Genomic DNA, 23,350 nt, shown 5'->3' with positions numbered 1-23,350 from the left:
GCACGATGGGTACGGGATCGGGCGGGATCGGGCCAAGTCCGCACGCACGTTGTTTCTGCACCACCGTCGCGGCTCATCGCTGTTGCCGCGCCAGTGGAACGCCGGCTTTGGATGTGGACGGATAGGCGCGCCCCCGCCACTCCGCCGGACGGCCCCGGCGAGCGCGCAGCAGCGCCGACCATTGGACCGCCAGCAGGACCACGATGCCCACGGGATGCAGCAGCGCGCCGACAAGGCTCTGACGGAAGCGGACGGCCAGCAGCAGCCGGAACGACACCCCCGCCGCCACAGCCAGCGCCGCCATGACGACCGCCGCACCCGGCAGCGGGGCCAGCGCCGCCCATCCCAGCAGCAGCCAGGGCAGGACATGGCCGCCGAACAGCAGCAGGGTCCAGACCGGCAAGGCGACCGGAGTCGCCATCCCTTCCGTCGCGTTCTTCGAGAATCCGGACCAGACCTCCCGCCAGCCGCGATACATCCGGCAGCGGGCGAGGTCCGTCGCGTCGAACAGGTCGGTCCCCTGCCTGGCCCGTCGGAAGGCGCGCGGCAACGCCACCCCGTCGTGCAGCGACGCCGCGATGGCCGCGTGGCCGCCGGCCTTCCCGTAGGCGTCGCGCCGGACCGCGATCAACTGGCCGCAAGCGGCACCGAAGCTCGGGCTGAGCGACCACCGCATTCCCACCATCGGCAGATAGCCCAGCAGCAGCACATGGATCAGCGGGATCACCAGCGCCTCGGCCAGGGTGCCTGTCTCCTGGCGCGGGAAGCCGCTGACGAGCCCCGCCCGCCCCGCCAGCAGCGCGCCGCAAGCACGCCGGGCGGCGTCCGGAGCCAGCCGCACGTCGGCGTCCTGGAACAGCAGCACCGGGTGCCGCGCCAGCGTGGCGAGCGTCCGGCAGGCGTGCTGCTTGCCCGACCAGCCCGGCGGCAGCGGCGGGGCCTCCTCCAGCCGCAGGCGGGGGTCGTGGACGGCGAGGGAGCGGACGATCTCCGCCGTGCGGTCGGTGGAGTGGTCGTCCAGAACCACCACCTCCACCGTCACCCCGCGGCTGCCCAGCGCCGCCTGCACCGCGGCGGCGATGTTGGCTTCCTCGTTGCGGGCGGGGATCAGGATGCTGACGGCGGCGCCCGGCGGCGGTTCGGCCTTCGGGCGGCGGTAAAGGCACAGGTTGACGAGGCCCAACCCCAGCGGCAGCAGGGCGAGGCACAGCGACAGCGCGGCCAGCAGCGTATCGGCGCTCATGGGCGAGGCGCCCCTCCGTTGTCCGGCGCGTCGCCATGGTGCGGGGTGAAGCGCCGCCCGCCGGCCCAGAGGCGCGCCCGGCGCCACAGGTCGTAGACGCCGCCCACCCCCGCCCTGCCCTCGGCCAGAGTCAGGAACCGCTCCGGGTCGCGGCTCTGCGCGTCGAGCGCCAGCGCGTCCATCGTCGCCTCCAAGTGTCCTTCAAGCGCGGCGGCGATATCCGGCACCGGCTGGCCGGCGAAGGTGGATGCCTCGATGGGGGTACCGAATTTGGCGAGGGCCTCCGGAGTGCTCTCGTTCCAAAAGGGGTACTCCAAAGAGAGAGGCACCACCAGCGCCGAGGGCGCGCGCCGGACCAGATGGGCGATGCCCGGACGCAGGCGGACCGGGCGGCGGCGCGGATCGGTGAAGGCGCCCTCCGCCGTGATCCACAGCATCGAACGCGGGTCCTCCAGAATGCGCAGCCCGGTGCGCAGGAAGGCGGCGGCCCCCGCCCGGCCCGGCTCGATCCCGAACAGCCCGATGCGCGCCATGAAGCGGTAGCGGCGCAGCATCGCCGCGTCGATCGGGCCGTAGCTGGGCCGGTCGCGGTAGCGGGTGGTCCCCATCACGATCAGAAAGGCGGGGTCCCACCAGGACGGGTGGTTCAGACAGACGATCGCCGGGCGGTCGGGCGGCAGAACCGGCCAGCCGGGCCGGGCCAGCCGCACCGCGTGGAAGTCGCGCCGCATGCGCCGCGCCATGATGGCGCCGAAGACGCGGTAGAGCAGCGGCGAGCGCAGCGCGACCGGATCGTCCTGCAAACCATCGTCCCGCATGCCGTCATCCCGTATGGCCCGCCCACCCATCAGGCGACGGCGCGCAGATCGCCGTCGCGCGCTCCGCTCCTGAGGTCGCGGTCCAGGCTGTCGGCGGCGATCCAGCCCGACATCAGCACCATCGGCATGCCCGGCCCCGGATGGGCGGCCCCGCCGGCCAGATACAGCCCCTCCACGTCGCGCGAACGGTTGCCGGGTTTGAAGGCGCCCAGGAAGCGGCCATGGCTGGCCAGCCCATAGATGGCGCCGTTCAGCACGCGGTAGCGGTCGTGGATGTCCTGCGGGGTCAGGACGCGCTCGACCCGGATGCGGTCCTCCAGGTCGGGCATGCCCGCAGTGCGCTTCAGCTTGTCGAACACGATCCGGCGGTAGTCCGGCAGCATGCGCGTCCAGTCATGGTGCGGGCGCAGATAGGGGGTGTGGACCAGCACATAGAGCGCCTCGCCCCCCGGCGGCGCGACGCCGGGTTCGGTGCGCGCGGGGGCGGCGATGTAGCAGGTCGGGTCGGGCGCCGGTTTGCCGCGGCGGTAGATCCAGTCGAACTCCTCCGCCGGGTCGCGGGAGAAGACGAAGTCATGGTGCAGCAGATGGTCATAGGCCCGGTCGAGCCCCAGATAGAAGACCACGCCCGAGCAGGCGGCCTCGTAACTCCGGCGCTTGCGGAATCGCTTGGCCGGCTCGCCGCCCACCAGCTCGTCGTAGGTGCGGATGGAATCCATGTTGGACACCACCGCCGCCACCGGGATGCGCTCCCCGCCATCGGTCTCGACGGCGGCGACGCGCCCGCCCGCCACCTCCAGCCGGCGGACCCCGGTGCCGGTGCGGATCTCGACGCCGAGGCGCCGCGCCACCCGCTCCAGCGCCACCGGCACGGCGCGGGTGCCGCCCATCGGGTACCAGACGCCGTCGTTGGTCTGCATGTGCGCGATGGCGCAGAGCACCGCCGGGGACCCGTAGGGCGAGGAGCCGACATACTGGGTGAAATGGTCCAGCATCTGGGCGGCCCGCGCGTCGGGGACGTGGCTGCGGATGGTGCCGGCCACCGTGCTGCCCATGCGCAGGGCCAGCACGTCCGACAGGGTGCGGGCGTTCAGGCTGTCGCGGACCTTCAGCGTGTCGCCCAGGTCCTCCACCGACTTCCAGAAGAAGAAGCGTTCGGAGATGCCGTGCAACCGTTCCGACAGGGCCTGGAAGCGGCGGTAGCCCTCCCCGGCGCCGCGGCCGGGCGACAGCCGGTCCAGGTCCGCCGCCATCCTGCCGATGTCCTCCGACAGGTCCAGCACCGTGCCGTCGTCGAAGAAGCAGCGCCATTGCGGCTCCAGCCGGACCATCTCCAATTCGCGGTCCAGGTCGCAGCCGGCCTCCGCCAGGATGCGGCGCAGGACCCGCGGCACCGTCAGGATGGTCGGCCCCATGTCGAAGCGGAAGCCGCCTTCCTCCAGAACCGCCGCCTTGCCGCCGACCCAGCCGTTCTTCTCCAGCAGGACCACCTTGTGGCCGCGCGCCGCCAGAACCACCGCCGACGCGAGCCCGCCCAGCCCGCCGCCGACCACCGCGATCCGATCCGTCATGCCATTCCCCCCGCAACGGCCCGCTTCGGCAGGCCGGATAGTCCCATGGCCTCGCTGCGCCAGGGCGTCGGCAGCCCCAATTCCTGGGCCAGCAGCCGCGACGTGATGCGCGCGCCTTCGAAGATCACCGGCAGGCCGCTGCCGGGATGGGTGCCGCCGCCCACCAGATAGACACCGTCCAGATCCTCGAACCGGTTGCGCGGGCGGCGGTGAAGCATCTGGTCCAAACTGTGCGCCAGATTGAATGTGGCGCCGCGATGCACCGCGAACTGGCTTTCCCACTCGGCGGGAGTCACCACCCGCTCCACCCGGATGCGGCGTTCCAGATCGGTCAGGCCGAACCCGGCCAGCCGGTCGAGCACGAGACGGCGGTAGCGCGGCGCCTCCGCCCGCCAGTCGATGTGGCCGCGCTGGTGGCCGACCGGAACCAGGATGTAGAGGGTGCTGCCCCCCGGCGGAGCCAGAGCCGGGTCGGTGACGCAGGCGTTCTGGACATAGATCGAGGGGCGGCGCGGCAGCTCGCGGCATTCCTCGATCTCCGCGAGGTTGCGGGCGTAATCCTCCGCCAGATAGACGGTGTGATGGTCCAGCCCGTCCACCCGGCCCTCGATCCCCAGATAGAGCATGAAGGTGGAGCAGGAGAATTTCTTGGTGGCGATGCGGGCGTCGCTCCAGCGGCGGCGCAGATCGTCGGGCACCAGCGTCGTCATCGCGCGGGCGAAGTCGGCGTTGATGACCAGCGCGTCGGCGGGATAGTCGCCGGCCTCCGTCCGCACCCCCACCGCGCGCCGGCCCTGGAAGCGGATGTGGCGCACCGTCTCGTTCAGGCGCACGGTGACGCCGAGCGATTCGGCCACCCGCCGCATCGCCTCCATCACCGACTCGGTGCCGCCGCGCGGGTGGAAGACGCCGTGCTCATGCTCCAGGAAGGAAAGGATGGTGAACAGGCTGGGGCAGCGGAAGGGCGACATGCCCAGATACTTGCTCTGGAACGAGAAGGCGAGACGGATGCGCGGGTCCTGGAAATGGCGGGACAGGTCGCTGTCGACCGAACGGTGCGGCGCGAGCTTCCCCAGCGCCTTCAGCATCGGCAGCGACGCCAGCGCCCAGGGATTGGAGTAATCGGCCTCCAGAACCGGGAGGAAGCGCTCCATCTTCGCCCGGTTGTCGGCCAGGAAGTGCGGCAGCCCCTCGGCGTCGCGCGGGCTGAGGCGCGCGATCTCCGCCATCAGCGCCTTCATCTGGGCGTGGACCCGAAGCTCGTCTCCGCCCTCGAACACCAGCCGGTAGAGCGGGTCGAGCCGGATCAGATCGACCTCGTCCGACAGGCGGCGCCCGCAAGCCTCGAAGATCTCCTCCAGGATGCGGGGGTAAAGGAAGAAGGTCGGGCCGCTGTCGAACCGGTACCCGTCGAGCGCGAACCCGGCCGACCGGCCGCCGATGCGGTCCTGCCGCTCCAACACGGTGACCTTCGCCCCGGTGAGCGCCAGCAGCATCGCGGATGCCAATCCGCCCGGCCCGGCGCCAATGATGACGACTTGTCGTTCCATGCGCTTGTCAAATGCCCCCGAGCTGCCGACTTGTGTGAAGGCAGTTACGAGCATGGGCTGGAAATGGATCACAGCAACAGTCCCACCACTCAAGGCGTAACCCCTTGGATGAGCGGGAGCGACGATCCATTTTCAATGGCTCGCAGCGCGTGGGCCGCGTGCAATACAGCCCGAAGACTGTCCATCGTCCGGAGACTCCGCCAGCGGATCGCGGCGGATGCCGAGGAACTCGTGCGCGCCTTGGCGACCCGCCCCGGACGCGGCATGGCCGAGAGTTTGAGCGCGGAGATCCTGCCGCTGGCCGAAGCCTGCCGCTTCCTGGAACGCGAGGCCGCCGCTCTGCTGGCGCCCCGGCGCCTGGGGCGGCGCGGCCGTCCGGTCTGGCTCTTCGGGGTCGCGGCGGAGGTGCGGCGGGAGCCGTTCGGCAACGTTCTGATCGTCGGCCCGTCCAACTACCCGCTGCTTCTGCCGGGGGTGCAGGCGCTTCAGGCTCTCGCCGCCGGAAACGCGGTGCTGGTCAAGCCCGCGCCCGGCTGTTCCGCGCCGATGGAGCGGCTGGGGGACTGGCTGGAAGAGGCCGGGCTTCCCGCCGGCCTGTTCCAGGTGCTGCACGAGTCTCCCGGCGCGGTGACGGACGCCGTCGCCGCCGGCATCGACAAGCTGGTGCTGACCGGATCGGCGGACACAGGCCGGGCGGTGGCCCGCCAACTCGCCGCCGCGCTGGTGCCCTCCACCATGGAATTGTCGGGGAACGACGCGGTGTTCGTCCTGCCGGGCGCCGACATCGGCACGGTCGCCCGCGCGCTCGCCTTCGGCCTGCGCTTCAACGGCTCCGCCACCTGCATCGCGCCGCGCCGGGTCTTCGTGCCGCAGGCCCAGGCGGCGGCGCTGGAGGACGCCTTGACGCGCAGCGTGGCGGCGATCCCGCCGGCGGCGGTGCCCTTGCCGGTGCGGCGCCGGCTGGACGGGCTGGTCCGCGCGGCGGTGGCGGAGGGCGCCCGCCCGCTCGGCGTACTGCCTGAAGACGCGGACCCGGCGATGGCGCCGCTGATCCTGGCCGACGCGCGGCCCGGCATGGCGCTGCTGCGCGAGGAACTGTTCGCCCCCATCCTGTCGCTGGTGCCCGTGCGCGACATGGATGAGGCGCTGGACGCCGCCGCGCAAAGCCCCTACGCGCTCGGCGCCTCGGTCTTCGGACCGGAGGAGGACGCCTATGCGCTGGCCGGGCGGCTGGACGCGGGGACGGTGACGGTCAACGACCTGATCGTGCCGACCGCCGACCCCCGCCTGCCCTTCGGCGGACGCCGCTCCAGCGGCTGGGGGGTCACACGCGGGGCCGAAGGGCTGCTGGAGATGACGCGGGTGAAAACCGTCTCGGTGCGGCGCGGCCAACGGCTTCCGCATCTCGACCCGCCGCGTGACGGCGACGCGGCGTTGATGCTGGCGGCGCTCCGCCTGCTCCATGGCGGGCACGGCATCCGCATCGGAGCGCTCCGGCGGCTGGCGCAGGCCCTTCTCGGGCGCCGGAACGACTGATGCGGAGACCGTCCCGATGATCGCCCTGCTCCTCGCCTTCCTGATCGGCGCCGTCGCCGGCTCGCGCACCTTGATCGCACCGGCGGCGGTCGCCTGGGCCGCCTATGGCGGCTGGCTCGACCTGTCGGGAAGCTGGCTGTTCTTCCTGGGCCATCCGGTTTCGCCCTGGGTCTTCACCGCGATGGCGGCGGTCGAACTCGTCACCGACAAACTGCCGGGCACCCCCAGCCGCAAGCGTCCCTTCCCTTTCGCCAGCCGCATCGCGGGCGGGGCCATCGCCGGGGCCGCCATCGGGGCGGATGCGGGGGTCTGGATCGTCGGCCTGATCGCGGGCGGGCTCGGCGCGGTCGCCGGCACGCTCCTGGGTTATGCGGCGCGCCGGCGCATGGCTGCCGCCTTCGGCCGCGACCGCCCGGCCGCGCTTCTGGAGGACGCGGTGGCGCTGACCGTCGCTCTGCTGGTCATCGCGGCGGCGTGAGCGGGCAGAGGCGCTGAAGGGTCGAAGCCTTCGCAATCTGTTGCGGTATGCCGCCCGGCGGTTTGGAGAGATGGACCCCTTCCGCTGTTGTTACAGGGAAATGGGAGGGCAGAGGTTTGGTCATGGTCAAACCGCCTTGGCCGCTCAACGAACTTGCGCGGCTCGATGCGCTGAAAAGTTACGGCGTACTCGACACGCCGGCTGAGGACGTGTTCGACCGGATCACGAGTCTCGCAGCCCGCCACTTCGACATGCCCATCGCACTCGTCAGTTTGGTGGACGAGACCCGGCAGTGGTTCAAGTCCCACCATGGACTGGGGATATCCTGCACGGAACGCCGTCTGGCCTTCTGTGCCTACACCATTTTGGAAGAGCGGGTGATGGTGGTGCCCGACGCAACGCTCGACGAGCGTTTCGCCGACAACGATCTCGTGACCGGAGCGCCCCGGATTCGCTTTTATGCCGGCGCTCCGCTCGTCACGCAGGGCGGACATCTGCTCGGCACCTTCACCGTGATCGACCAGCGCCCCCATCAGGATTTCGGCCCCGATCAGCAACGCGACCTCGTCGACTTCGCCCGGTTGGTCATGCACGAACTGGAGCGACGCCGCGCCTTGGTCCAAGCCCAAGCCGCCAAGGCCGAGGCCGAGGCCGCGCGGTTCGAGGCGCAACGGGCCAACAGCGCAAAGACGCGCTTCCTCGCCGCGGCCAGCCACGATCTGCGCCAGCCTTTCCAGGCGATGGAACTGCTCTCCGGCGTGCTCGCCCAGCGTCTGCGGGATCAGGCGGACAACCTGGCGCTGCTCGAACGCGTGCAGGAGGCACTCCATTCCGGTCAGGGCCTGCTCCATGGTCTGCTCGACATCGCCACGCTGGAGGCCGGTACGGTGGAGCCGACCATCTCGGACTTCCGGATGTGCGGCGTGGTCGAACGGCTGGTTCGCGAGATGTCGGCTTTGGCGGAGCGTAAGGGGCTCGATTTGGAAGTCGCCGATTGCCGCCGGTTGGTGCGCAGCGACCCGCTGCTTCTGGAACGCATCCTGCGCAACCTGATCAGCAACGCCGTCGCCCACACGGAGCGGGGACGCGTGCTGGTCGGCTGCCGGCCGTCCGGCCCGAGGCTGCGGGTGGAGGTCTGGGACACCGGTCCAGGCATTCCGCCGGACCAGATCGATCTCATCTTCGAAGAGTTCTACCAGATCGGCAATCCGGAGCGGAACCGCCGCAAAGGCCTTGGCCTCGGCCTCGCCATCGTCCGCAAGACGGCCGAGTTGCTGGGGCATCGCGTCGGCGTGAAGTCCACCGTCGGTAAGGGAACGACCTTCTTCATCGAGGTGCCGCTGGCGCAGAGCGGGGCCGAGCCGGCCGCAGTCCCGGAGGCGTGGACGCAAACCGATTTTTCCGGGCGCACCGTCCTGGTGGTCGAGGATGAGGAGCAGCAGCGTGGCGCGCTCGCCATGTTCCTGGAAACCCTGGGTTGCCGAACCATCGTCTCCGGCTCCGTCGCGGAGGCGGTCTCCCGTGTGAAGGTGGAAGGGTCTCCGCCCGATGTGGTGGTAAGCGACTTCCGCCTTGCCGGGCAAACCACCGGGCTGCAAGCCGTTGCCGCCGTCCGCCAAGCGGTCGGGCGGCGGGTGCCGGCGGTGCTGGTTACCGGCGATACCGCCCCCGAGCGGCTGCGCCAAGCCAAGCGAGCCGGTTACACATTGCTGCACAAGCCCTATCTCCCGGAAGACCTGAAGCGAGCCCTGGCAGAAGCCTTCACCAGTCCCAGCGGGCGGACCCGGACGCCCCATTGATCCCGGTGCGCGGATCGACCGCGTCCCCAGCCCGACAAGAGGCACAAAGCGACGACGATTCAGCTCAAGCAAGGCAGATGAGTCATGAACGCAGGATCGCCCCAGCATGACGGAGACCGCGCGGAGCGGTCCGCCGCCCCACCGACCTACCCGCCGCCATCCCCCGGCTTGAGCGGCGTGCTCGAACGGAACATCCAGGCGTTGCACCAACGCAGCGTGCGGGAGGAGGTCGAGGCGACCGCGGAAGAACGGATCGCCGACGCGATCACCCGCTTCACCGGCAGCATGACCTTCGTCTATCTGCACCTGGCCTTCTTCGGTTGCTGGATCGTCGCCAACCTGGGATGGGTGCCCGGCGTTCCGCGCTGGGACCCCTCCTTCGTCGTCCTGGCCATGATCGCGTCCGTGGAAGCCATCTTCCTGTCCACCTTCGTGCTCATCAGCCAAAACCGCATGTCCAAGGTCGCCAGCAAGCGAGCCGATCTGGATCTGCAAATCAGCCTGCTGACGGAGCACGAAATCACCAAACTGGCCGCTCTGGTATCGTCCATCGCCGATCACATGGGGGTGAAGACGGAGGTCGACTCCGATCTGGACATCATCAAGCAGGACATCGCTCCCGAAGCGGTGCTCGACCAGATCGAGGCCGGGAAATCTCCGGGCAAGCCCGCCGACCGGCCGCAGTGACGGACCGCTTGCAACCCGAGGGCGTTCATCGACGGTTCGGCGCGCCGTCACCATGCGCCGGACTGATCAGGAGCAGAAGGTCTCCAGGTTGAATGATGTGGCGGTGGCGGTCCGTGAAGGGAATGGTGCGGCCATTGCTGTGAATCTGCACAACCACGCCGGCGGTCGTCTCCGCCATGGTCTTGCCGATCTCGTCCCGCGCCGCCGGGCGCTCGGTCAGCACCATCTGACCGCCCACCGACATCAGGTCGCACAGGAACGGGGTTGCATGGTCGGTTTCGACGGCATCGGCCATGAGATAGCCGCCGATCTTGGGCGGCGACACCACCAAATCGGCGCCGCTCAGCTTGGCCAGCTTGATGTTCTCCTCCTGCTTGATGCTGCCGACGATCTTGGTGCCGGCGGACAGATGGCGGACGGTCAGGATCACCAGAATGCTGGTGTCGTCCCGGCCCGAACTGACGATCACCGCCTTGGCGCTTCCCACACAGGCCCGGGTCAGCATGTCCTCGCTGGTGGCGTCGCCGAGCAACCCGATGAACCCCGCCTCTGCCGCCAGCCGGATGCGCTCCTCCGATTGATCGATCACGACGATCCGTTCGCCGGGGTGCCCCTTGGCGATGGTCTCCTGCGCGGCGATGAAGCCGCTGTGCCCGAAGCCGCACAGCACGATATGGCCTTGCAGTTGCTTTTGAATTCGGCTCATTCGGAAATCCTCGATGATCCGCTGCACAACGAATTCGTAGGCAGTTCCCAGGAAGATGAACCAGATGAAGATGCGAATGGGCGTGACCGCGAAGGCGTCGATCAGCCGCGCGGTCTGGCTGACCGGAACGATGTCGCCGTAGCCGACGGTGGTGACGGTGATCATCGCGAAGTAAAGGATGTCGGGAAAGCTGACATGCCCGTCGATCTGGTCCTTCAATCCATCGCGGTCGAACCAAAACACCGCAATGACCAGGGAGATCAGGCCGAAGACGAGCCCGACACGAAGGCCGAGGGTCTTTTCCGCCGACATCCTGGAGCGGACATGAAGGATACGGCCACGTCGAAGCGGAGATTTGATCCGCCACGTCTCACTGCCGTTTCGTTCGCCGAGCTTCGGCATGGGCCATCCATCGGATCAGACACTCTCGGCCACTATAACGGCGATGTCCCGCCCTTCGCTCCACAAGCCGCCTTGAGACGGGTGTCGGTGACTGCGGTATAGATCTCCGTGGTGAAGATGCTCTGGTGGCGGAGAAGGCGTTGGACGAAGCGGATGTCCAGCTCGTTTTCCAGCAGGCGCGTCGCCGCCGTTTCACGCAGGAGGGACCGGACGAACTGCGTCGTGCGGGGGGCACCGCAGGGCAACGAGGTCAGGTTGATTTCTGTCCCAAAGGCATCGAATAACCCTCTCCCCCCTGGGGAGAGGGTGGCCCGAAGGGCCGGTGAGGGGGGAACGTTGCTCCATGCAGGGCTTTTCCGGCCTTCGGCCGCCCCCTCATCCCGACCTTCTCCCCAGAGGGGAGAAGGAGTGGGCGTCGCTCTGACTGAACCTATTAACCTGACCTCGTTGCCCTGGGGACACCGAAGGCCGCCGCTCAGACCGGTGCACAACAACACCTCCAGCACGACGCGCTTGCGGACAACCGCCTTGAAAGATCCGGGAAGGTTCGCCGGGTCGAACCCGCTACCGGCTGCCGATGGCCTTCACCACATGGAAATCGGCGGTTACTGGCGGCGGCGACGGACGCAGGGTCACGCCCTCCTCGTCGATGCTGACGTCCGCTTCCGGATAGACGGCCAAGGCATCCTTGAGCGCAGAGGTCAGCATCGGCCGGAACATGCGCGGATTGCTGATGGGGCCGCCGCCGAACTGCTCCTGAAGCAGGGACCAGCGCAGCTTGGTCGGCTTGTCGACCGATCGGAGCCGGTATGCCAGCCATGTGTATGCGTCCAAAGCCCAGCTCGACCCTTTCAGCTTGCCGATCGCGTCTTCACGGAGAAGCACCTTGTTGTCGAGCAGATGCTCGTAGAACTCCGCCGTCAGTTCGATCTCGCGGACCCAGTTGAATTTACGCCGCCGTTTGGGGGGCGGAGCGTCGCCATCGAACAGGGGAATCTGTTGCGGGCCGGTGTCCTCGTCGTCGTCCTGAGCGAACAATTCCAGGCCCTGGACCAGATTCTGATCGCGCACCCGGCTTGCTTTCCCGTTGGCGCTTTCCTCGATGAATGTAAACGCGCAGCGGGCGATGCGCTGGGCCTGTTCCTGAACCGCGTTGATCGTCCCCTTCCCGCCCCCGGTCACCTGCAGGCCGAGTCGGCGGAACCATTCGCTCATCGAATCCCCGAGCACGACGCGGCGGGTCCGGTGCCGGTAGGCGTAGGTCTGCATGTACATCAGAATCAGGCGGGCCTTCGGACCGTAAGGAAGCCCGCTGTACTCGACCTCGTTGGTTCCCTCCTTCGTCCCGATGGGGGCTGGACGGAGGATCAGCGTAAACCGGCCGTTCTTCAGCACATGCTCCGCGGTCGCCGTCTTCGGCTTGCTGTGGGGCAAGGCGACCATGCAGAGTCCGGCGTGGAGGTACCAGCGTTTCGGGTTCTCGACGCCCATGACGGACGCGGCCCATTCGACACGGCGCCGGTCGTCGTCGCCGTCGAAGAGCTGCAGCGTCTGTTCCCGGCCGATGCGGCCGATCAGGTCGTGAATCTCCGCCATCGCACGGCTCCCGTCTCTCGCTTCGCCGACCTTAGCAGACACAACGGCCGATGCACGGGGTCGGAAGGCGTCCTGTCGAAAATAAAACGCAGAATCGTTTACGCGGTTTTTCCTGAGGTTTTTGAATAGGGATTCTCTTTAGGTTTGGTAAGCGATCCTGCGTGGATAGGCCCGAGTCGCGTAAATCATCCTGCGCGGGAGTGCCGAGTCGCCGTAAATGACTCTGCGTGAACGAGTAAAGCTTTCTGCGTGGACGAATCATTTCGTAAACGATCCTGCGTGGAGAAACCGGGCCACGGCATGTAAACGATTCTGCGTAAATCCGGCTCGGCTGGCCTGTCGCGTAAACGATCCTGCGCAATCGAAGCCGAATCGGAGACGTCCGGACGGCATGAACGGCTCCGCACACCCCTGTCAACGGCATGGGTCCGCGGGCTGCGCAGGATCGTTTACGTCAACCTGGGGGAGCCGCGTCCTACGCGCCAACTTGCTTCCCAAGGAATGAAGGACGTTTCGGAAGCGCACCCACTGTAGAAAAGCCGTCTTTCCCGCGAAGGCGGGGAACCGGGAACTCCGCAAACAAGTGCCTGAACGGACTGTATTCCCGCCTCTCGCGCGGGCAAAGCCGGCACTAACTGTGTCGGGCGGATCGGAGATCCGCCGAAGGCCTTCGGGAATGACGATGAACAGGGTCTTGAGGTTTCCGCACTCCCATATTCCAAGACGTTAATATCAGCGCAAATGGGGAGCAGCCCCCGGGGTTGGAGCGACCTTGCGCAGAATCGTTTACGCGCCCTCCCCTCCCCCGCTCGCTTCGCTCGTCCACTCCGGCCTGTTGCGCAGAATCGCTTACGTCGATGCGGCGGCTGTTCGGAGGCCCGGTTCCGGCAACTGCGCGGGCGTCCGTTGACAAAGTTCCGGCAACTTGCGCAGAATCGCCGAAACCGAATGAAGGGGATGCCGATGCCGCCGCTTGGTGGGGACGACATGCGCCAACTGCGCGAGCGCCGTGGGGAAAACCAGACGCAATTCGCCGATTGGCTCAACGATCAGCTTGGCCGCAGCTATACGAAGGCGAAGATCAGCCGCTGGGAGGGCGGGGCAGAGCGAATCCCCCAGCAGGTGCAGGATTTCCTGGCCGACCAGACCACGGAAGACCGGCCGCGCTCGGCCACCTTCCTGGCGATCGCCAACCAGAAGGGGGGCGTGGGCAAGACCGCCACGGCGGTCAACCTCGCCTATGCCCTGACGGAAGGGGGCGCGCGGGTGCTGCTGATCGACTGCGATTCCCAGAGCAACGCGACGGTCCATGTCGGCGTCGGCAACGCGGCCATCGTCGATCTGGAACAGCGGCGCAAGACGCTCTACTTCGTGCTCCGTTCCGACGAACCGATCTCGTCGGTCATCGTTCCGACCGGCGAGCGCGGTCTCGACCTCGTTCCGGCCGGCCTTTCGCTGGCGGATGCCGATGTCGAACTGGCCGCCGATTCCACCGGTGGGCTCGTGCTTCGTGAAAAGCTCGACGAGGTGCGCAGCACTTACGACTTCGTGGTCATGGACTGCGCGCCGAACCTGGGGCTGGTGACGGCCAACGCGCTGTCGGCCGCGGAACTGGTCGTCGTGCCGGTTCAGACGGAAGCGCTGTCTCTGCTGGGTGTGAAGCGGCTGGTGGACACCATCACCCGCATCCGGCGCCGCGTGAACCCGCGGCTGAAGATCGCCGGAATCATTCCCACCATGTACAACGAGCGTCTGACGCAGGACCGCGCGACCCTGCTGGAGCTGCGCGAATCCTACGCCGATCAGGTTCCGGTGTTCCCGCCGATTCCCCGCGCCACCGTCTATGGCAAGGCCGCCGCCGCCGGCATGATCACCTTGGCCGGCGACCCGGGCGCCCCGGGTGCCGAGACGTTCCGCGAGGTGGCGCGCCAGATCCGCGCCTACGCCACGCAGCGGGAGACGACCCATGTCGCGTAAGTTCGAGCGCAAGACGAAGGAGTTGCTGGGCGGTTCCCCCACGCTCTCGGTCGGTACCGACAGGCTGTTCGGGACCTCGGCGGGCTTTCCGCATGTGGTCGAGCTGGACATCGACCGCGTCCATCGCAACCCCGACCAGCCGCGCCGCCATTTCGACGAGGCGGAACTGCGCAGTCTGGCCGCGTCCATCGACCGCTATGGATTGCAGAACCCGATCCTCGTCCGCCCTCTTCCTCAGGGCGACTATCTGCTGATCGGCGGAGAGCGCCGGATACGCGCCCATGAAATCCTTGGCCGCAAGACGGTCTTCGCCATTCTCACGTCCGGCGATCCGGACGAGATCGGGCTGATCGACAACGTCCAGCGCGTCGATCTCAACGCCGTGGAGTATGCCGCCGCCCTCGCCCGGCTGGTGGAGAAGCACGGCTACACCCACGACGAACTGGGTGCGGTCGTCGGCAAGGACCGCTCCGACATCACCAAGCTTCTGGCCATCCTGTCGTTGCCGGCCCATGTGCTGGAGGAGTATGCGGCGTCCTGCACGCATGTGTCGCGGTCGGTGCTGATCGAGATCGCGGCGGCACCGGACGAATTGCGGCCGGCGCTGTGGGCGCAGGCAAAGGAGGGCGCCTCGGTCAAGGCTGTCCGCCAGGCCAAGCGCGACCACGCGCAAGGCGCTTCCGCCCGCGAAGCCGGGCCGCACGATCCCGAACGGACGCTTCAAGCGAGCGTCAAGCGCATCATCCGCGATGTCGCCGTCGTTCGCGAACAACGCCATCTTCTCGATCCGGCGCATCGTGAAAGCCTGCTCCAACTGCGCGCGGAAATCGACGCGATCCTCGAAGGCGCCGGTTGAAGGGCCCGAAGCGTATATGTGGGACGTCCCACATCGACGGATCGGAGCCCTCGCACATCCGGCGGCGCGCATGTGGGACGTCCCACATGCGCGGTATCCCGCCGCGTTGGAAAGGCTGTCGTTCGAGTTCCTGTTCGAGATCTCAGGAGTGCCGTCCATATGATCGATCCACAGTCGTTGCGCCGCTTCTTCGATCATGGTTCCTTCGAACGTGGCCAGCGCTATGAGCATGAAGGGCGCGTGCGGGCGCTCGAGGTGGTGGTGCGCAGAAGGGGCACCGTTCTGATCACCGCGGAGGTCCAGGGCTCCGAGCGCTATCCCTACACGCAGGAGGTCGAGATCGCCCTGAGGAACGGTGCGGTCAGCGGCGTGTACGGCGACTGCGACTGTCCAATCGGAGAGAACTGCAAGCATGTCGCCGCTGCGGTGATCGCCTGGGTGCGGCGGGAGGAGACGGAGGAGCGGACCGTTGAACCTCTGCCCATTTCGGCGCCCTGGGTCCAGCCTCCCACCGCTCCGCCGGTCATGGCCTCGCCTCCGCCGGTGTTCTCTCCCTCTCTTCAGACGCTGCTCCTGCGGCTGAACGAAGCGGCGGAGCGGGACGCCGGGGACCATTATCCCGAGACGGTGCGCAAGCGCCTGCTCTACGTCCTGGGGCTGGAGGACGAGGCGGACGGTGGCCGGCGGGTGGCGCTGCGCGTTCTGTCGGTCTCGCTGCGCAAGGGCGGCGGGTTCGCCAATGACGAAAAGGTTTACGTCGGCCATCAGCTCGCCAACATGCCGACGGCGAAATTCATCACCCCGGCGGATCACGCCATCGCGTCCGCCGTAGTGCAGGGATCGCACCGTCTTTCCTCCGGCGCCTTCGGCCTGAAGGCGGATTGGGCGCCCTGGCTGATCGAGCGGATGCTCCGCACCGGGCGCCTCTATTGGGGCGATTTCCATGATGGAGTGCCCCTGCGCTCGGGTCCGGCGCTTCTGGGGACGCCGCGCTGGGACCGTGACGGTGTCGGGCGGCAGCGCTTCACCGTCGCACTGGACACACCCTCGGCTGTCGCTCTGCCGACCGTGCCGCTTCTCTATGTCGACCCGGGCAGCGGAACCTGCGGCCCCATCGAGACGGGCATGGCGCCCCATGTCGCCGCGACGCTTCTGGAAGCGCCGCCGCTGGCGCCGGGGGAGGTCGCCACCTTCCGCGCGTCGGTGGAGCGGATCGGCGACCGGCTGCCGGTCCTGCCGGAGTCGCCCGCCCGCACCGAAACGCGAACGGTGAAGCCGCGACCGATCCTGCGCCTGCGGCTTGCCCGCCGAATGCCGATCTACGGGTACGGCTATGGCTTCAATTATGGAGCCGGCGCGCCCGTCGATGTTCCCGCGGCGGAACTGGCCTTCGAGTATGGCAGCGCCCGCGTCGCTCCGGGCGATCCGGCGGGGCCTCTGCAATGGATGGAGGACGGCGTGCTGGTCACCGCCTCCCGCCAGCCGAAGGACGAGACGAAGGCCGCCAATCGCCTGCGCAAGGCCGGCCTGGCCCTCAACGCCCAGGCGATGAGCGTCGCCGGGGGGCCGCCGCTGCTGAGGGCCTTTCATGTCGTGCCCGACAACGCGCCGTCGGATGAACGTTCCGTCTGGCTGGAGCTGTGCCACACCCTCCTGCCCGCCCTGCGGGCCGAGGGCTGGGGCATCGAGACCGACCCGGACTTTCCCTTCCAGATCCTGGATGCCCCCACGAACTGGTCCCTGGAGGTCGGCGACGGCACGGGGATCGACTGGTTCGGCCTGTCGCTGGGCGTCGAGGTGGAGGGCGAGCGCATCGACCTGCTGCCCGTGCTGCGGGCGGTGATCGACGCGATGGGCCGTGTCGCCTTCCATGGTCCGGATATGGAACTCGACCTGTTGCTGGATGCGATGGCGCCGCAGGGCGTCATGTTCGTCCGGCTGGACGAGACCCGCTTCCTGCCGCTGCCGGTGGAGCGCCTGCGCCCGCTGATCGGCGTGCTGATGGAACTGTTTGGGCTTCAGCCGGGCGATGCCGGCGGATTGCGCATCGGGCGGACCCATCTGGGCGACCTGAGCGCGCTGGAGGACGCCGCGTCCGCCGCGGGCATCCCGCTGCTGGGCGCCGACGCGGTGCGCGGCATGGCGCGGGCGCTGCGCGAGGCCGGCGGGGTGCCCGCGGCGGTGGTGCCGGCGGGCTTGCGGGCGACCCTGCGCCCCTACCAGAAGACGGGGTTGGACTGGATGCAGTTCCTGGCCGCGCACGGGTTCGGCGGCATCCTCGCCGACGACATGGGGCTGGGAAAAACGGTGCAGGCGCTGGCGCACCTGTTGTCGGAGAAGGAGGCGGGGCGGCTCGACCGGCCCAGCCTTCTGGTGGCGCCGACCAGCGTGCTGGGCAACTGGCGGGCGGAGGTGCAGCGCTTCGCGCCGGAACTCCGGACGCTGGTGCTGCACGGACCGCAGCGCAAGGCGGCGCATGGATCGCTTGCCGAACACGACCTCGTGGTTACCTCCTACGCCCTGCTGCCGCGCGACCGCGAGGCGCTGGAGGCGCAGCCCTGGCATCTGGCGATCTTCGACGAGGCGCAGTATCTGAAGAACCCCACCGCCCAGGCGGCGAAGGCGGCCCAGGCGCTGGAGGCGCGGCAGAGGCTCTGCCTGACCGGCACGCCGGTGGAGAACAATCTGGACGAGCTGTGGGCGCTCTTCGCCCAGGCCGTGCCGTCGCTGCTGGGCGACCGCACGGGCTTCCGCCGCCAGTTCCGCACCCCGGTGGAGAAGCACGGCGACGCCGAGCGGCAGCGGGTGCTGGCCCGGCGGGTCCGCCCCTTCCTGCTGCGCCGGACCAAGGAGGAGGTGGCCGCCGACCTGCCGCCCAAGACCGAGATCGTCGAGACGGTGGAGCCGCAGGAGGCGCAGCGTGACCTATACGAGACGATCCGCCTTGCCATGGACCAGCGGGTGCGGGAGGAGTTGGCCCGCAAGGGGTTGGCGCGCAGCCACATCACCATCCTGGACGCTCTGCTGAAGCTGCGGCAGGTGTGCTGCGATCCGCGGCTGGTGAAGCTGGAAAGCGCGCGCAAGAAGGTGGCGAAGGGGGCGGCGTCGGCGAAGCTGGAGCGGCTCCTGGAGATGCTGCCCGAACTGCTGGCCGACGGGCGCCGCATCCTGCTGTTCTCGCAGTTCACCTCGATGCTCGACCTCATCAAGCCGGAGCTGGAGACGCGGGACATCCCGTTCGTGGAACTGACCGGCGACACGCGCGACCGCGACACCCCGGTGCGGCGGTTCCAGGCCGGGGAGGTGCCGCTGTTCCTGATCAGCCTGAAGGCCGGCGGCACGGGGCTGAACCTGACGGCGGCGGACACGGTGATCCACTATGACCCCTGGTGGAACCCGGCGGTGGAGGATCAGGCGACCGACCGCGCCCACCGCATCGGCCAGGACAAGCCGGTCTTCGTCTACAAGCTGGTGACCATGGGCACGGTGGAGGAGCGCATGGTCCAGCTTCAGGAGCGCAAGCGCCAACTGGGCGAGGCCGTCTATGACGAGGCGGGCGGCGCGGAGGGCCTGCTGACCGCCGAGGACGTGGACTTCCTGCTGGCGCCCATCGACGCCTGACGGCTCGGCAAGACGACCAAGGCCCGCCTTGAGAGGGCGGGCCTTGGCGAGGCGGCAGCGTTCAGGGACGATCAGTCGTCGCCCGATCAGTCATCGCCGTGCCCGTGGGCGAGCGCCCCGTTGGACGGCACCGCCGCCGCGGTCTTCCCCGCCCCGGCCATCATGCGCAGCAGGACGTAGAAGACCGGCGTCAGCACCAGACCGAATAGGGTGACGCCGATCATGCCGGAGAACACCGCCACGCCCATCGCGTGGCGCATCTCCGCCCCGGCCCCGGTCGAGGTCACCAGAGGCACCACGCCCATGATGAAGGCGATGGAGGTCATCAGGATGGGCCGCAGCCGCAGGCGGCTGGCTTCCACGGCGGCCTGTACCACGCTGCGCCCCTGGTGCTCCAGCTCACGGGCGAACTCGACGATCAGGATGGCGTTCTTCGCCGACAGGCCGACCAGAACCATGAAGCCGATCTGGGTGAAGATGTTGTTGTCGCCCCCCGTCAGCCACACCCCGGCCAGCGCCGACATCAGGCTCATCGGCACGATCAGCAGGATGGCCAGCGGCAGGGTCAGGCTCTCGTACTGGGCGGCCAGCACCAGGAAGACGAGAAGGATGCTGATGGGGAAGATCCACAGCGCCGCGTTGCCGGCCAGGATCTCCTGATAGGTCAGGTCGGTCCATTCGAACCGCACCCCGCGCGGCAGGGTCTCCTGCGCGACGCGCTCCGCCGCGGCCTGCGCCTGTCCGGAGGAATAGCCGGGGGCCGGGCCGCCGTTGATGTCGGCGGCGGTGTAGCCGTTGTAGCGCACGACCATCTCCGGCCCGTAGCTCTGCTTCACCGTGACCAGGGAGGAGAGCGGCACCATGTCGCCCTGGGCGTTGCGGGTCTTCAGAAGGCCGATGTCGGCGGATTCGGCGCGGAAGGGCGCGTCGGCCTGGACGCGGACTTGGTAGACGCGCCCGAAGCTGTTGAAGTCGTTCACATAGAGCGAGCCCAGATAGATCTGCATGGTGTCGAACACCTCACCGATGGGAACGCCCTGCTGCTTGGCCTTCACGCGGTCGAGATCGACGTCGAGCTGCGGCACGTTGATCTGGTAGCTGGAGAAGCTCGGCCCCAACTCCGGCGTTTCCATGGCCTTCTTCAGGAAGGCGCCGACCGCCGCGTTCAGCGCCTCGTAGCCCAGCGCGCCGCGGTCCTCGATCTGCATCTTGAAGCCGCCCAGCGTGCCCAGACCCATCACCGGGGGCGGCGGGAAGATGGCGACGAAGGCCTCCTTCAGCCCGGCGTAGCGCTTCTGCAAATCACCGGCGATGGCGGCGGCGGACAGCGACGGGTCCTTGCGCTCGGCGAAGGGCTTCAGCGTGACGAAGACGATGCCGGCGCTGGAGCTGTTGGTGAAGCCGTTGACCGACAGGCCGGGGAAGGCGACGGCGCTCTGCACGCCGGGGCGGGCCAGCGCGATGTCGGTCATCTCGCGGATCACCGCCTCCGTCCGGTCGAGCGAGGCGCCGTTGGGAAGCTGGGCGAAGCTGATCAGGTATTCCTTGTCCTGCGCCGGGACGAAGCCCATCGGCACGGTGCGGCCCAGCAGCACGGTGACGCCGAGCAGCCCGACATAGACGAGCATCATCAGCCCCTTGTGCCGCACCACCCCGCCGACGCCGCGGCCATAGCCGGTTGAGGCCCGGTGGAAGACGCGGTTGAACAGCCGGAAGAAGCCGCCGAAGACCGTGTTCATCGCGCGGGTCAGCCAATCCTGCGGCTGGTCATGACCGCGCAGCAACACCGCCGCCAGGGCTGGCGAGAGCGTCAGCGAGTTGAAGGCGGAGATGACGGTGGAGATCGCGATGGTCATCGCGAACTGCTTGTAGAACTCGCCGGTCAGGCCGCTCATGGCCGCCAGCGGGACGAAGACGGCGACCAGCGTCAGCGCGATGGCGATGATCGGGCCGCTGACCTCCTGCATGGCTCGGTAGGTCGCTTCCTTGGCCGACAGGCCGTTCTCGATGTTGCGCTCGACGTTTTCCACGACGACGATGGCGTCGTCCACGACGATGCCGATGGCCAGCACCATGCCGAACAGCGACAGCGCGTTGATCGAATAGCCCAGCGCCAGCATCAGCGAGAAGGTGCCGACGATGGACACCGGAACCGCCAGCAGCGGGATGATCGAGGCGCGCCAAGTCTGAAGGAAGACGATGACCACCAGAACGACCAGCGCGACCGCCTCCAGCAGCGTGTGGATCACCGCGTCGATGCTGGAACGGACGAACTGCGTCGGGTCGTAGACGATGCTGTAATCGACGCCGTCCGGCATGTCGGCCTTCAGGTCGGCCATCGCCGCGCGGATGGCGTCGGAGATGGCAAGCGCGTTGGCGCCCGGCGACTGGTTGATGCCCAGCGCCACCGCCGGCTTGTTGTCCAGAAGCGACCGCAACCCGTACTGCGCCGCCGCCAGCTCCACGCGGGCGACGTCCCGCAGCAGGGTGACGCCGCCCTGCTCACCGGTCTTCAGGATGATCGCGCCGAACTCCTCCGGCGTCGTCAGGCGGCCTTGCGCGTTGATCGAGAGCTGCAACGGCGTGTCGGGCAACGACGGCGAGGCGCCGATGACGCCCGCCGCGACCTGCACGTTCTGCTCGCGGATCGCCGCCACCACGTCGGACGCGGTCAGGCCGCGCTGGGCGACCTTGTTGGGGTCGAGCCAGACGCGCATGGAATAGTCGCCGGCCCCCCACACCTGCACCTCGCCGACGCCGCTGATCCGGCTCAGCCGGTCCTTGACGTTCAGGATGGCGTAGTTGCGCAGGTAGGTCATGTCGTAGCGGTCGTTGGGCGACAGCAGATGCACGACCATGGTCAGGGTGGGCGAGCTTTTGACCGTCGTCACGCCCAGCCGCTGCACGTCGGACGGCAGGCGCGGCAACGCCTGCGACACCCGGTTCTGCACGAGCTGCTGCGCCTTGTCCGGGTCGGTGCCCAGCCGGAAGGTCACGGTCAGCGCCATGTTGCCGTCGCTGTTGGCCTGCGACTGCATGTACAGCATGTTCTCGACGCCGTTGATCTGCTCCTCCAGCGGGGAGGCGACCGTTTCGGCGATGACCTTGGGGTTGGCGCCCGGGAACTGGGCGCGGACGACGACCGACGGCGGAACGACCTCCGGATATTCGGAAATGGGCAACTGGAACAGCGAGATCGCTCCCGCCAGGAACAGCGCCACCGACAGCACGCCCGCGAAGATCGGGCGGTCGATGAAGAATTTCGAGATGTTCATGATGGCTCTCCCGGCGGGGCCTCTCTCATGGTCCGAGGATCAGGGAGCGTTGGACGCGGTTTCGACGGTATCCGCCGGCGTGCCCATCGCCACGGTCTTCGGGCTGATGCGGGCGCCGGGGCGGGCGTGCTGGATGCCGTTGACGACGATGCGCTCCCCGGCCTTGAGCCCGCTCTTCACCACCCGCAGCCCGTTCTGGGCCGCGCCGGGGACGATCTCGCGGTATTGCACGGTGTCGTCGCCACCGACCACCAGAACGAATTTCTTGTCCTGGTCGGTGTTGATGGCGCGGTCCTCGACCATCAGCGCGTCGTGCGGGGTGCTGCCGCCGACCTTGACGCGGGCGTAGAGGCCGGGGACCAGCATCCCGTCGGGATTGTCGAACCTGGCGCGCACGCGGATGGTGCCGGAGACGGAGTCCAGCCGGTTGTCCACATGCTCCACCGTGCCGCCGCGCGAATAGCCGTTCTCATTGGCGAGGCCGAGCTGGACCGGCACGTCGGCGGCGTCCTTCACGCTGGCGATGTGGCGCAGGTAGGTCTGCTCGTCCACGTCGAAGGACGCGTAGATCGGCGAAACCGACACCAGGGTCGTCAGCGGAGCGGCGGAGGCGCCGGACGCCACGACGTTGCCGACCGTCACTTCGGCGCGCGAGACGCGACCCGAGATGGGAGCGGTCACCTGGGTGTGTTCCAGGTCGATGCGGGCGAGGTCGAGTGCCGCCTGCGCCGCCTTCAGGTTGGCGACGGCCTCGCGGGCAGCGTTTTCCTTCTCGTCCAGCGTCTGGCGCGAGACGGTGTTGTTCTGAACCAGCCGCTGGGCGCGGTCAAGGTCGGCGGCGGTGAAACGCACCGATGCCTGCGCGGCGGTGACCTGGGCCTCGGCGCGGGCAACCTCGGCGACGTGGGGGCGCGGGTCGATGGTGAAGAGCGGATCGCCCTTCTTGACCAGGGCGCCGTTGCGGAAATGAACGGCGGTGATGGCGCCGGACACTTGCGGGCGCACCTCCACCCGGTCCACCGCCTCCAGGCGGCCCGAATAGGACTGCCAGTCGGTGATCTTGCGGGCGACGACCGGCGCCACGTCCACCTCGGGCGGCGGCGGGGCGGCGGTGGCCGCGGGGGCGTCGGCGTGGCCCTGGGTGGCGACGACTCCGGCCACACCAGCGGTCGCGGCGCCAACGGCGAGAAGAAGGGCGAGCTTCGAAGGAGACAACGACATGGGACCAATCTCCT

General features: G+C 68.4%; 16 protein-coding genes. 7 read left to right on the top strand and 9 right to left on the bottom strand.

What is annotated here, in order from left to right:
* Window positions 1–73: 73 nt before the first annotated feature.
* The 4 genes from DS843_RS24545 to crtI are packed head-to-tail and all read right to left on the bottom strand — an operon-like array spanning window position 74 to window position 5,236.
* Window positions 74–1,243, bottom strand: a complete 1,170-nt coding sequence (locus DS843_RS24545; RefSeq protein WP_149471461.1) for a glycosyltransferase family 2 protein — start codon at window positions 1,241–1,243, stop codon at window positions 74–76.
* Complete coding sequence (locus DS843_RS24540; RefSeq protein ID WP_149471460.1) at window positions 1,240–2,061, bottom strand: lysophospholipid acyltransferase family protein; 822 nt, start codon at window positions 2,059–2,061, stop codon at window positions 1,240–1,242. The genes DS843_RS24545 and DS843_RS24540 overlap by 4 nt, the downstream gene beginning before the upstream one ends.
* 29 nt (window positions 2,062–2,090) lie before the next feature.
* Window positions 2,091–3,632: a phytoene desaturase family protein gene (locus DS843_RS24535; protein WP_149471459.1), complete on the bottom strand. Its 1,542-nt coding sequence runs from the start codon at window positions 3,630–3,632 to the stop codon at window positions 2,091–2,093.
* Complete coding sequence (gene crtI / locus DS843_RS24530) at window positions 3,629–5,236, bottom strand: phytoene desaturase family protein (protein WP_353618377.1); 1,608 nt, start codon at window positions 5,234–5,236, stop codon at window positions 3,629–3,631. Before crtI ends, DS843_RS24535 begins: the two co-directional genes overlap by 4 nt.
* A gap of 9 nt (window positions 5,237–5,245) precedes the next feature.
* Here crtI and DS843_RS24525 point away from each other — a divergent pair, with 9 nt between their 5' ends.
* The 4 genes from DS843_RS24525 (at window position 5,246) to DS843_RS24510 (ending at window position 9,682) form a co-directional block, all read left to right on the top strand.
* Window positions 5,246–6,718 carry an aldehyde dehydrogenase family protein gene (locus DS843_RS24525; protein ID WP_353618376.1) on the top strand — a complete coding sequence of 491 codons (1,473 nt, stop codon included), beginning with the start codon at window positions 5,246–5,248 and terminating at the stop codon, window positions 6,716–6,718.
* 16 nt (window positions 6,719–6,734) lie between these two features.
* Window positions 6,735–7,196: a DUF4126 family protein gene (locus tag DS843_RS24520; RefSeq protein ID WP_208852309.1), complete on the top strand. Its 462-nt coding sequence runs from the start codon at window positions 6,735–6,737 to the stop codon at window positions 7,194–7,196.
* Between the two features lie 122 nt (window positions 7,197–7,318).
* A complete protein-coding gene (locus DS843_RS24515) occupies window positions 7,319–8,995 on the top strand; it encodes an ATP-binding protein (protein ID WP_149471456.1) in 1,677 nt (558 codons plus the stop codon).
* 84 nt (window positions 8,996–9,079) lie between these two features.
* Window positions 9,080–9,682: a DUF1003 domain-containing protein gene (locus tag DS843_RS24510; RefSeq protein WP_149471455.1), complete on the top strand. Its 603-nt coding sequence runs from the start codon at window positions 9,080–9,082 to the stop codon at window positions 9,680–9,682.
* Window positions 9,683–9,707: 25 nt separating this feature from the next.
* Here DS843_RS24510 and DS843_RS24505 read toward each other — a convergent pair whose 3' ends face one another.
* The 3 genes from DS843_RS24505 to DS843_RS24495 form a co-directional block, all read right to left on the bottom strand.
* A complete protein-coding gene (locus tag DS843_RS24505) occupies window positions 9,708–10,790 on the bottom strand; it encodes a potassium channel family protein (protein ID WP_149471454.1) in 1,083 nt (360 codons plus the stop codon).
* Window positions 10,791–10,822: 32 nt separating this feature from the next.
* Window positions 10,823–11,287, bottom strand: coding sequence for a tyrosine-type recombinase/integrase (locus DS843_RS32090; RefSeq protein ID WP_353618378.1), 465 nt, complete (start codon window positions 11,285–11,287; stop codon window positions 10,823–10,825).
* Between the two features lie 67 nt (window positions 11,288–11,354).
* Window positions 11,355–12,386, bottom strand: coding sequence for a replication protein RepA (locus tag DS843_RS24495; RefSeq protein ID WP_149471453.1), 1,032 nt, complete (start codon window positions 12,384–12,386; stop codon window positions 11,355–11,357).
* A gap of 963 nt (window positions 12,387–13,349) precedes the next feature.
* Between DS843_RS24495 and DS843_RS24490 the strand changes: the two genes are divergently transcribed.
* The 3 genes from DS843_RS24490 (at window position 13,350) to DS843_RS24480 (ending at window position 18,840) form a co-directional block, all read left to right on the top strand.
* Complete coding sequence (locus tag DS843_RS24490) at window positions 13,350–14,363, top strand: AAA family ATPase (RefSeq protein ID WP_149471452.1); 1,014 nt, start codon at window positions 13,350–13,352, stop codon at window positions 14,361–14,363.
* Window positions 14,353–15,219 carry a ParB/RepB/Spo0J family partition protein gene (locus tag DS843_RS24485; protein ID WP_149471451.1) on the top strand — a complete coding sequence of 289 codons (867 nt, stop codon included), beginning with the start codon at window positions 14,353–14,355 and terminating at the stop codon, window positions 15,217–15,219. The genes DS843_RS24490 and DS843_RS24485 overlap by 11 nt, the downstream gene beginning before the upstream one ends.
* A gap of 159 nt (window positions 15,220–15,378) precedes the next feature.
* Window positions 15,379–18,840, top strand: coding sequence for a DEAD/DEAH box helicase (locus tag DS843_RS24480; protein WP_149471450.1), 3,462 nt, complete (start codon window positions 15,379–15,381; stop codon window positions 18,838–18,840).
* 86 nt (window positions 18,841–18,926) lie between these two features.
* Here DS843_RS24480 and DS843_RS24475 read toward each other — a convergent pair whose 3' ends face one another.
* Together DS843_RS24475 and DS843_RS24470 are read right to left on the bottom strand one after the other, a co-directional pair.
* Complete coding sequence (locus tag DS843_RS24475) at window positions 18,927–22,115, bottom strand: efflux RND transporter permease subunit (RefSeq protein ID WP_149471449.1); 3,189 nt, start codon at window positions 22,113–22,115, stop codon at window positions 18,927–18,929.
* Window positions 22,116–22,154: 39 nt separating this feature from the next.
* On the bottom strand, window positions 22,155–23,336 hold the full coding sequence (locus DS843_RS24470; RefSeq protein WP_149471448.1) for an efflux RND transporter periplasmic adaptor subunit: 1,182 nt from the start codon (window positions 23,334–23,336) through the stop codon (window positions 22,155–22,157).
* Window positions 23,337–23,350 lie beyond the last annotated feature (14 nt).

The organism is Roseomonas genomospecies 6 (genome assembly GCF_008365375.1).
In the GTDB taxonomy this organism is placed as follows: domain Bacteria; phylum Pseudomonadota; class Alphaproteobacteria; order Azospirillales; family Azospirillaceae; genus Azospirillum.
Note: the sequence above shows the minus strand (reverse complement) of the source record. Positions and strands in the feature narration are given on the sequence as shown.